The sequence below is a fragment of the Butyrivibrio sp. AE2015 genome, from assembly GCF_000420825.1.
GTDB lineage: Bacteria > Bacillota > Clostridia > Lachnospirales > Lachnospiraceae > Butyrivibrio.
In genome coordinates this window covers 21352-32137 of record NZ_ATVR01000037.1, presented here as the reverse complement: position 1 = coordinate 32137, position 10786 = coordinate 21352, and the positions used below count along the sequence as shown (strand labels likewise).

The window sequence follows — 10786 nt, the reverse complement described above, 5'->3', positions numbered from 1 at the left end:
CTAAGCTCTATATACCCGCATTCAGGACATACATATACTTTGACTTCAGATTTTTTTGTGGAACTAAAGACCCCTTTCTCTTTTTTCCAAATATAGAATAAAGATCCCGTTGTGAGTCCTGTATCCATACTTGCAGTAATCATTTCAATATCACAATGAATGCATTTCATTCTTTATTATTCCTTTCTAGCATTATCATCTCAATAAATCCCGATTTGCTTAATACAAAGATTCTAACCGTTTCAACAATAAAAATAAAGCCTACTGATGTGAGCTTCATTCTTCACTTTCATTTATCTGTGAATAGTAACACCTGCTTTGGGTCTACCTTTTGATAATACTTGCCTTTAACCGATGCAATACTAATAGTTATTCAGTTTCCCCCTACATGTCCCAGTATACAGAACTACTAGTAAAGCAGTAAAAAAAGATTCCGAAAGAACTCTCCAACTTTAGGGTATTCTATCGGAATCCTTATTATTTAGGCTTTTTCAGTAATTCTTTTAATCTACTTTGGTTAGCAGTACTACCGTCTCAACATGCGGTACTACTGCAGACAATTTAAACATACTGCGTAGATACTAGGCTTTGGTATGTTCACCCCTTTTTACATAGTTTGCGGTGAAGGGGTTAAGAAATAGCGGACAAATAAGTCCTATTTACCCCATGATTTTTCTTAACTCTTCAGGTAAAACAGCGATAATAGCATCTTTGTTCTTGCCTTCAATATAATAAGGCTTTAACTGGCTCTTATCATATTTCTTAATGCTATCATCAGCAGTTGCTGTCATAAGCAGATCAGTGAAATATCTCTCCCAGCTAAGGAACTCCCTGCTTTCAATATATTTCTCAGGCTCAGCAAGTATATCATCCAAGTCCTTAATTCCAATTACTCCTGATTTGAGAATTAGCCATTCGAATGACTCTGGGAAATATAGCATTACATCTTTTCTACTTTTTGCTATAGTAGTGACCTTGGCAACATAGGCACCAAAGGCTGCTCCATCAGCAATTACAACCACTTTCTTATTTTCTTCGGCGTTCTCGATTTTTCCAACAAACTGTGAGTTTCCTTCTACACTCACACACTCGCCTTGTTTGAATGCCTTAGAAAAGAACTGATATCCCGACTTTGAGTCTTCTACCAACACTAGAACTTCTTTATCCAGTGTTTCATTTGAATCATCATAAATTCTGTAAAACTCATGATAAACTTGCTCTGGATAGTGGTATTTACCTGTTGTTCTGATGCCGTAGATTTCCTGAACACTATACGGCAGATTATATAGAGGCTGTCTTGTAATCAAAACAAAATAATTTGAAGAAGCCTGTACCAACTCTGCAAAATCTTTGGAATATATAAATGGATAATCTTCATCTATAAACACTATGCTATCTTGATAAGCTTCCAAAATAATCTTCCAAAGACTAGCATCTCCACCAAATACCACGCAAGGAACATCTGACTGTACACTAATGCCACTCTCTTTTCCATATCTAGAATGCGTCCCCAATAGATCCAAAAGAGTAGTCTTTCCAGAAGCGCTATCGCCTTGAATAACAGTAATATTCCTCTTTATATCAAATTCATATTTTAGTCGTTTTGATTCAACAACTACATGATGTTTATTCTTCATATATAAAATACTTCCTAGTCATCAAACATATTTTAATGCTTCATGCATATAATCCTTGGCATTTGTTACTTTGATATTATCATTAAGAATTTCAATCTCTATATCGTTGCAATCATCAAAGGGCATATAATACCTAAGATTAATGGTGATATCCTCTCTTCTGCCAATCTCTGCAAGCCATTTTGCACAGTTTTCGCCACAGCTTGTGGCATTAAAAACAAGATCAGGTCTTTTATAAATGCAAATCAGAGTTTGCAATCCACCGGATAGTTTCTCTGGTGGAATTGGTCCTAAAACATCACTTTCTATCAGCTGTCCTCCCTTATAATGTGACTTATCTATATCAGTCATCATCTCTTCCACAAAAGGATCTGCCAGCCATTCTTCATCATAATTGAATCTGAACCATGATGGTCCATGCATTACATCTTCTTTTTCACCAAAAAATATTCTTAGCATTTTTGTTCACCTAATAAATGAAGTCTCATTATTTCCGTATATCTTATGATATTATAGCATCATTTCGCCTATCATCGGAACTATATCATTTTTACAAATGTACAAAATGGTTGTTGCAAAAAATGCAAACAGTATGCACTACAATGGTACGATTATCAATGTGTTTTTTTAGATAATGTGGCAGATCAAAATGCAATTGTTATTGACGCTGACACAAAAGATACAACTACCATTGCAAAAAGCATTATTACTCATATATGGGATAAATGAACAATAGGGCCCTGGCAAAATACCTAGTACATTTGTATACAATTCTCTATTTCCATTAAAATACTATTAAGATCTATTTTTTTTCAGATAAACCGTACTACTTGTATTCTAGCTCCGTCCAAAAAAATAAAGCCCACCACAATATGGTGAGCTCTCAATCCTTTTTTCACGTCCGCCAATACCTATGCCTCTTCTCGATACCTCTCCGCGGAGTTATCTTCCTCAAAAGCCATCAAGATACATCTTGGCGTACGATATAAAATCCTTATATATTTGCGTACAGAAACATTGTCCGCAGATAGGTCTTTTTTCCTATCCCCCAAATGTACTTGTACGCCATAAGTACATAATTTTTGCTTCGATTTTAGTCGACATGTTTCCTTCTAAAACCGTTTCAAACCCGCATGGTTAAGCGGTTGTCTTAGTAAGCAGGACAACCGTCTCTACATGGCTTGTCCACGGGAATTGATCCACAGCTACGGCGCGGCTCATCATGTAGCCGTTCTGCTGGAAGATTTCCAGGTCGCGGGCAAGAGATGTTGGTTTACAGGAGACGTAAATAATGTAGTTTACGTCATAATTTATGATCTTGGTAAGAGCCTTAGGATTAATTCCGTCACGAGGCGGATCAAGGATAATAAGATCAGGTTTTACTTCGATATCATCCAGAACCTTAAGCACATCGCCTGCGATAAATTCGCAGTTATCGAGGTGGTTAAGCCTTGCATTCTCTTTCGCGGCTTCAACTGCTTCCTCAACGATCTCAACACCAATAACTTTGGTGGCAACAGGCGCAAGAAGCTGCGCTATTGTGCCGGTGCCTGAATAGAGGTCGTAAATTACGCCATCCTGCTTTATGTTCTTCTGATCGTAGAGACTCTGAATATAGCCTCTTACTGTCTGATACAGAACCTCAGCACTTAAGCTGTTAGTCTGGAAAAATGAGAAAGGAGTGATCCTGAACTTAAGGCCTAAAAGCTGCTCATAGAAAAAGTCCTGACCATATAAGATCTCAGTGCCTTCATCGATTACAGCATCAGCAAGAGAATCATTCTTTGTGTGAAGGATTCCTGTGATCCTTCCCTCAAGCTCAAGGTTTAAAAGAGCTTCCTTAAAGCCTGTAAGATCATGCTCTTCCTGAGTTGTTGTGATAAGGTCAACCAGGATATCTCCGGTTCTGACTGCCTTTCTAACAAGGAGATGCCTTAAGTAGCCCTCCTGTTTCATCCTATGGTAAAAAGAGATTTCTTTTCTGTCATACATAGGTGAAAAATAATCCAGTGTTGCTGAAAGGATAGCCCTGTAATCATCGTCGACAATTCTGCAGCCGCTGACAGTTACAATGTCATAAAAGCTTCCTTTTTTGTGCATGCCAAGACAAAGGGGTCCTCCCATGACTTCGTCACCAAATGAGAACTCCATCTTATTTCTGTAGGCAAACTTAATAGGGCTTACTTTGATGCCCTCCCAGGTAAACCTTGTAGTATTTCTTTCTACTGCAGGCTTAAGTAAGCTTCTTACCTGCTGTTCCTTAAGGCCTAGTTCCTTAACATAAGGCATTGTAAGGTAACTGCAGCCACCGCATTTTCCGAAATGAATGCATGGGCTTTCAATGCAGTCAGGAGCTTCTTCTAAGACTTCCAAAAGTCTTCCTTCTGCCTTACCATTTCTTACTTTCTGTATCTGTACTGAAACTTTCTGATCAGGAAGAACGCCCTTAACAGCGATCTTCCCATCAGGAGCCTCTATTATTCCTTTGTTAGGGAATTCAACCCTTTTTACTATTCCTGTATAAACTTCTTTTTTCTTCACTTTTTAATTCTTAACTTTCCTTGATGAAGTCATCGTCGTCGAAGTCATCTTCGAAATCATCGAAGTCATCATCATAATAATCATCTTCAAATGCCGGTGTCATGTAGCGATAAACAAGATAAGAAATGATCGCAACCGCTGAAATAGAACCAAGAACAGCCAAACACCACAGGATCACGTTGGAAGGCTTCTTAGCATTTGCAGCCTCTCTCTTGTCGAGAAGTTCGTTAATACGTGTCATTTCAATAATGTCATCGATCTTTGTTTTTACTTCCATAAGTAACCCCTTTCTATAAGAAAAATTTATTAATATCAGTATACCATAATTCCAAGCTCATTCATTACTTCACTGAGAATTCTGGTCTACTCACATCTTTTTTAATTTTGCAAAAGCGGCATACATGATTTTCTGTCCGCAATCGTCAAAATTAACTGTTACCTTGTAATCTCTAGGTCCTTCTTCCAAAGAAGTGACTGTGCCAATACCATATTTGATATGAGAAACTCTGTCCCCTGTCTCATATTCAGGCTTTGCAGTCTTCATAGGCATGCCTTTGGAGATACCTGCAAGAGAGCCTTTGACATGAGTCTTGGCTGCTGTCGCAATATATGGCTTACTCTGTGGAACAGCCCTTGGCTTTTTAGGCGCAGGCTTTGCTTTTATCTTGTAACTGTTAGAAAGCTGAGACGCGCCATTATCGTTTCCAAAGTTCTTATTCTGGTAGGATGACTTTACGCCAATACCGGAATATCCGCCTGATTTTCCGTAGGAATCTCCATTGCCGTATCTTCCGGAACTGCGATAGGAATCGTCCTCATCACTATATCTTCCAGAAGTTCCGTAGGTGTCCTCAACTCCCTCGTATTCATCGATAGAGTCGCCATCATCAAAAAGAAATGCCGGCTTATCAAGCTGTGGTTTCTCCCTGTCTAAATACTCACCGGGAATCTCTTTTACAAATCTGCTGAGTTGGTTAAACCAGGTCTCTCCTCTTACCATTCTGCGCTTTGCCGCTGTAAGAGTTAAGTTTCTCTTTGCCCTGGTAATTCCAACATAGGCAAGTCTTCGCTCTTCCTCTATTCCTTCCGGATCAGAATCTTCAGTCTGCAATGTCATATATGAAGGGAAAACATTTTCTTCCATTCCTGCCAGATAAACGTGTTCAAACTCAAGTCCCTTGGCACTGTGAAGAGTCATAAGAAGAACTTTCTCATTGTCCTCTCCAATCCTGTCTATATCAGCAACAAGGGCAACTTCTTCAAGGAAGCCTGAAAGAGTTGGTTCCTCAACCTCATCATTTTCCTCATATGCTGCGATCTTGGATATAAGCTCGTCCACATTGGCAGCTCTGTCATTGTCTCCGCTGTCATCGTCATCATCCAACGTCTTCAAAAAGTCCATATAACCTGTAATGTCTATAACGTCTTTGAGAAGTTCTTCCAAAGAGTAGGACTTTTGCTTGGTCCTGAAAGCCCTTATCATAGTTACAAAGTCTTTTAGTTTTGAAGCACTTCTGCTAACAGCCATTATCTGGTCCGCTTCGCACAGGGCATCAAAGAAGCTTATCTGCCTCTCATCCGCATAATTCTGCACATACTCAAGTGTAGTAGCGCCAATGCCCCTCTTTGGCACATTTATTATTCTTTTAACTGCAATGTCATCTCTGCCGTTATCAATAGTCTTAAGATAAGCCAAAAGATCTTTTATCTCTCGTCTGGAATAGAAGTTCGTACCACCGACGATGTCATAAGGAATTCCCTCATGAACAAATCGCTCTTCTATAAGTCTGGACTGAGCATTTGTTCTGTATAAAACAGCTGTATCGCTGAAAGAAAGCTTACCGTTTCTCTTAAGTTTTCCTATGTCTGCAGCAATAAACTCAGCCTCATCATATGCAGTATCAAACTGACGAAGGTGAACCTTTTCACCGTCTTTTTCTTCAGTCCAAAGAGCTTTTTCCTTACGGCCGTAGTTGTTTCCGATAACTGCATTGGCTGCATCAAGGATCTGCTGCGTTGAACGGTAGTTCTGCTCAAGCTTTATTACTGTCGCATCAGGATATACCTTTTCAAAGTCAAGAATATTCCTGATATTGGCTCCTCTGAAGCGATAGATACTCTGATCATCATCACCCACTACGCATAGATTCCTGTATTTATCTGCCAGAAGTCTAATGAACTCAAACTGGGCATTATTGGTATCCTGATACTCATCCACCATGATATAACGGAATCTGTCCTGATAATATTCAAGAACATCAGGATTCTTTTTAAAGAGCTCAACAGTATTAAAGATCAGGTCATCGAAATCCATGGCATTGTTCTTTTTAAGAGCATTCTGATACTCTGTATATGCCTTGGAGATTCGAACCTTGTTATATTCATTCTGAGTGTTTAATGCATACTCATTGGTTGTAACCAGATTGTCCTTACACTTTGAAATGCTTCCCATGATTCCGCGAAGCTTAAGTGTTGTAGTCTCAAGCTGATATTTTTTACAAATATCTTTCATAAGAGACTTGGAATCATCTGTGTCATAGATTGTGAAGTTATTTCCATATCCAAGTCTGTCAGCATATCTTCTAAGGATCCTTACGCAGCTTGAATGAAAAGTTGAAACCCAGATGCTCTCTGCTCCGAATCCTACTATCTTATCAACCCTCTCACGCATCTCACCTGCTGCCTTATTGGTAAAAGTGATTGCCATGATGTTCCAGGGATTGACATTGCATTCATCTATCAAATAGGCAACCCTGTGCGTTAAAACCCTTGTTTTTCCGGAACCCGCTCCGGCAAGTATCAGCACAGGTCCGTCTGTCTGAAGCACAGCTTTTTTCTGCTGCGCATTAAGTGTATCGTAAATTCCCATTAAATCTTATTCCTTATTTTTTGTTCTTCTTGTCCTTCGCTTTATCCTTTTTGCTGCCATTTTCTTTCTCGTCAAGGACAACGTTATCAAGTATCTTCTCTATCAGAAGTTTTTTTACATAAACATCATAGGATAAAAGAGTTATAAAAGAAAACATCTGCATGCGTTTTCTCTCTTCTTCAGAAATATCCGCATCTTCGTATGTTTCCAGTGATCTGGCATATTTCTTTTTAAGATCCTCCATTACCGGTTCAAGCTCTTCGTTCTGAAGCTCATAGGTAGTTTCATAGATCTTACTTAAATTAAACTCATCGTCACTTATATGAAATCTTTCTTTTAAAGGTTCAATAAGTGTCTGTATGTCGTTTATAGACAATATGCTCTTGTAGTAATAAATAAAAATGAGCAGTATCAGATGATCTTTTGAATACTTCTTCCTTACAGGAGGAGGCAAAAGATTATTCTTGGCATAGTTATTGATCATGGTCTTTGTCAGTATCTTGTCTGTATCCGGATACCTTGTTGTCTTTTTAAGTCTCTCATCCATGAAAGTTGTAAGCTGATCCATATACAGGTCAATGTTTGGCATATCTGACAGGGAAATTGTATCAATTCTCCCCAGTGAAGCCATAACACTATTTAAAAGATCATCATTGTCGATTGTCATTTCATTATCCTCGTTTAGTTTCTTCCGCTAGCTGGCGCATCTCTCTCGCATTTTGTAAACTTGCCTCAGTAACTTCGTCTCCGCCAAGGAGTCTCGCAAGTTCCTTTGTTCCATCATCTTCTTTTAATTTGTAAATATTTGTTACAGTTCTTCCATCTTCAAGACCTTTTTCAATCATGAAATGGGTATCAGCCATAGCTGCGATCTGAGGAAGATGTGTAATGCAGATGATCTGATGCTCTTTTGAAAGCTCTCCAAGTTTTTTGGATACCTTCCAGGCTGTCTTTCCGCTTATTCCCGCATCTATTTCATCAAAAATAAGTGTATTGATATCATCCTTGTCAGCAACCACTGTCTTAAGGGCAAGCATGATTCTTGAAAGCTCACCGCCACTTGCTATCTGGTCCATAGCGCGCAGGCTCTCACCAGGATTAGTTGATATCATAAACTGAGCATCATCATAGCCTCGTGCCGATATCTTATCTTCATCACTGGTAATCCTTATCTCAAGTTTGACATCGATGAAGTTAAGGTCTATTAGCGCATCCTTTAAGCTTTCCTGTAAAACTAAAGCCTGCTTTTTCCTGATATCTGATATCTTTTTACAAAGAGAAAGAACTTTCTCCTTCTGAGTCGCTATCTCAGCTATCATCTTGTTTCTGTTGGCATCAAGATCACATAATGTCTCAAGGCGGGCTATCTTTTCACTGTAGTACTCAAGAACTTTTTCCAAAGAGCCGCCATATTTATCCTTCAAATGATTTAAGGTGTTGAGCCTATCCTCTGTTGTCCTGAAATCCTCATCGTCAAATTCAAGATCATCAAGATAACCTGAAAGGGCATGATTAAAATCAGTCAAAAGATTCTCCACATCAGAAAGCTGTGATAAAAGGTCCTCTAAGTCCTTGTCATAGGAAACAACTGACGACAATTCCCTGACTGCTCTTCCAATCATGTCTGATGCATTTTCATCGCCATCGCCTGACCCTGTCATAGAAGATACCACTCCGACCGCCTCAGAAATCCTGCGGCTGTTCACCATCTTATGGTACTTGGTCTCAAGCTTCTCATCCTCGCCAACAACTATTTCTGCATCGGATATCTCACCTGTCTCAAATTCAAGAAGCTCCTGCTCACGCAGTCTTGCTGCCTCGTCCATATTGGTACTTTCAAGGGCCTTCTCAAGTTCTTTTAACCTTGAATACTCAGTCGATAGCTTTTCAAAAAGAGGCTTCAATTTGTCCAAACAATAATCATCAAGAATCTCCATGTGTTTCTTCTTGTGAAGAAGTTCCTGATGATCATTCTGTCCATGAATATTGATAAGAACACTGGCAATATCTTTTAATTGCCTTGTGGTCACTGTCTCGCCGCAAACCTTGGAGATGCTGCGTCCCTGCATGATTTTCCTCTGGATAACAACATTTCCGTCTTCCTCAACAGGTATGTCCATATCCAAAAGAAGCTTCTTTTGAAGTTCATTTTCAACTCCGAAAACAAGCTCTACAAGCGCATATTCTTCCCCGGTTCTGATAAGACTTCCATCAGCCTTAGCGCCAAGTGCCAGATTGACAGAGCCAAGAATTACTGATTTACCTGCGCCTGTCTCTCCGGTTAAAATGTTGAGTCCCTTTGAAAACTCAATTTCCTGCTCTTTAATAAGAGCAAGATTCTTTACGTGTAAACTATATAACATATTTTTCTCCTCACAAAAGAGGACCCCGCCATGCTAAAAACTTTTTTACTTATTTTCTTCCCATCAGCGAACGCAGTTCTTCCATAACCTCAACTGCTTCTTCGCTGGTCTTTATAGCAATCATTATAGTGTCATCACCTGCAATACATCCAACTATCTGTGGAAAATCCAATGCATCAATAGCTGCTGCAAGCGCCATAGCCATTCCTGACACAGTCTTTATTACAAGGAGATTCTGAGCAACATCCATGCTCAAATATCCCGCTCTTAACACACTTACATATTTATCCTGCATGGCATCGCTGTCTGCAGTGGTATAAACATATTTATACTTACCATCTTCTGTTGCCTGCTTGGCAAGCTTCATCTGTCTTATGTCTCTTGATACAGTAGCCTGTGTAACGTCATATCCTGCCTCTTTCAAAAGAGCTGCAAGCTGTTCCTGTGTCTCAACAACATTTGATGCTATGATCTCAATTATCTTATCATGTCTGTTTCTTTTCATTACGATTCCCCTCTCTCTAATACTTATTTATCTGAATTTTTCCCCCAGTACTTCCAAAAAGCTTACTCTGTTAAGCTTTAATATCTTAGTAGTTTTACTGGATTTCTTTATACCAATCCTGTCTCCGGTAGTCATCTCGATTATTCCGCTTCCATCAAAAGAAGCTACAACCTTCTGGTTTATACCGTCCCTAAAGCCGCCAATTCCAACTTCAATCTTGGTATCTGCCGATAATACAAGGCTTCTGGAATTAAGCGTATGAGGGCAGATAGGAGTTATCAATATCATATTGGCAGAAGGCTCCACAATCGGGCCACCTGCTGACATATTGTAACCTGTTGAGCCTGTCGGAGTAGAAATTATGATTCCATCTGCATGGTAATTGCACAATAAAAGATCATTGACATAGATCTCATAATCTACGGCCTTGATAGATGAATATCTGGTGATCGCGATATCGTTTAGACAATACCCCTCCTGACCATTCATGCTTCCATAGAGCATCATCCTGTCTTCTATCTCATACTTTCCTGCAAGGATCCTCTCAAGAGCATCGTCAATACCGCTCTTTTCAACTTCAGCAAGATATCCCAGTGTTCCAAGATTAACACCAATAAGAGGGATATCAAGGCGCGCTGCACTTCTGGCAGCCTGAAGCATGGTCCCGTCTCCTCCAAGCACTATACAGCAGTCTGAATCTTCAGGTATAGAACTTTGAAACTCTTTACCTGTGTGCTTATCATCACGGATCTTTGTGCTCTCTGCTATAATACATTCTTTTCCGTTCTTTTCAAGATATTCTTTAATGTAATTAGTGATGTCAAGATTGACATCCTTGCTCCTGTTTGTGACAATGCAAAAATTGTGCATC

General features: G+C 39.4%; 9 protein-coding genes. All 9 read right to left on the bottom strand.

Features of this window, described 5'->3' with window-relative positions; translation table 11 throughout:
* Window positions 1–659: 659 nt before the first annotated feature.
* The gene (locus G585_RS0114085) at window positions 660–1637 is read right to left on the bottom strand and encodes a translation initiation factor 2 (RefSeq protein WP_022775852.1); all 978 of its coding nucleotides are present in this window, start codon (window positions 1635–1637) and stop codon (window positions 660–662) included.
* A gap of 21 nt (window positions 1638–1658) precedes the next feature.
* Window positions 1659–2096 carry a DUF4869 domain-containing protein gene (locus G585_RS0114080; RefSeq protein ID WP_022775851.1) on the bottom strand — a complete coding sequence of 146 codons (438 nt, stop codon included), beginning with the start codon at window positions 2094–2096 and terminating at the stop codon, window positions 1659–1661.
* 678 nt (window positions 2097–2774) lie between these two features.
* Window positions 2775–4178 carry a 23S rRNA (uracil(1939)-C(5))-methyltransferase RlmD gene (gene rlmD, locus G585_RS0114075; protein ID WP_022775850.1) on the bottom strand — a complete coding sequence of 468 codons (1404 nt, stop codon included), beginning with the start codon at window positions 4176–4178 and terminating at the stop codon, window positions 2775–2777.
* Between the two features lie 10 nt (window positions 4179–4188).
* The gene (locus G585_RS0114070) at window positions 4189–4455 is read right to left on the bottom strand and encodes a hypothetical protein (RefSeq protein WP_022775848.1); all 267 of its coding nucleotides are present in this window, start codon (window positions 4453–4455) and stop codon (window positions 4189–4191) included.
* Window positions 4456–4545: 90 nt separating this feature from the next.
* Complete coding sequence (locus G585_RS0114065; RefSeq protein WP_022775847.1) at window positions 4546–7047, bottom strand: UvrD-helicase domain-containing protein; 2502 nt, start codon at window positions 7045–7047, stop codon at window positions 4546–4548.
* A gap of 13 nt (window positions 7048–7060) precedes the next feature.
* Window positions 7061–7714 (bottom strand): DUF1836 domain-containing protein, encoded by a 654-nt coding sequence (locus G585_RS0114060; protein WP_022775845.1) that lies wholly within the window; start codon window positions 7712–7714, stop codon window positions 7061–7063.
* 4 nt (window positions 7715–7718) lie between these two features.
* Window positions 7719–9410: a DNA repair protein RecN gene (gene recN / locus G585_RS0114055; RefSeq protein WP_022775844.1), complete on the bottom strand. Its 1692-nt coding sequence runs from the start codon at window positions 9408–9410 to the stop codon at window positions 7719–7721.
* A 49-nt stretch (window positions 9411–9459) separates the two neighbouring features.
* Window positions 9460–9915 (bottom strand): arginine repressor, encoded by a 456-nt coding sequence (argR, locus tag G585_RS0114050; protein WP_022775842.1) that lies wholly within the window; start codon window positions 9913–9915, stop codon window positions 9460–9462.
* A 27-nt stretch (window positions 9916–9942) separates the two neighbouring features.
* Complete coding sequence (locus G585_RS0114045; RefSeq protein WP_022775841.1) at window positions 9943–10785, bottom strand: NAD(+)/NADH kinase; 843 nt, start codon at window positions 10783–10785, stop codon at window positions 9943–9945.
* Window position 10786: the final 1 nt, after the last annotated feature.

What these genes read in the sequence shown, in the direction of transcription:
- G585_RS0114085 (WP_022775852.1), bottom strand. Translation starts at nt 1,637, where the DNA reads ATGAAGAATAAACATCATGTAGTTGTTGAATCAAAACGACTAAAATAT.
- G585_RS0114080 (WP_022775851.1), bottom strand. Translation starts at nt 2,096, where the DNA reads ATGCTAAGAATATTTTTTGGTGAAAAAGAAGATGTAATGCATGGACCA.
- G585_RS0114070 (WP_022775848.1), bottom strand. Translation starts at nt 4,455, where the DNA reads ATGGAAGTAAAAACAAAGATCGATGACATTATTGAAATGACACGTATT.
- G585_RS0114065 (WP_022775847.1), bottom strand. Translation starts at nt 7,047, where the DNA reads ATGGGAATTTACGATACACTTAATGCGCAGCAGAAAAAAGCTGTGCTT.
- G585_RS0114060 (WP_022775845.1), bottom strand. Translation starts at nt 7,714, where the DNA reads ATGACAATCGACAATGATGATCTTTTAAATAGTGTTATGGCTTCACTG.
- recN (WP_022775844.1), bottom strand. Translation starts at nt 9,410, where the DNA reads ATGTTATATAGTTTACACGTAAAGAATCTTGCTCTTATTAAAGAGCAG.
- argR (WP_022775842.1), bottom strand. Translation starts at nt 9,915, where the DNA reads ATGAAAAGAAACAGACATGATAAGATAATTGAGATCATAGCATCAAAT.
- G585_RS0114045 (WP_022775841.1), bottom strand. Translation starts at nt 10,785, where the DNA reads ATGCACAATTTTTGCATTGTCACAAACAGGAGCAAGGATGTCAATCTT.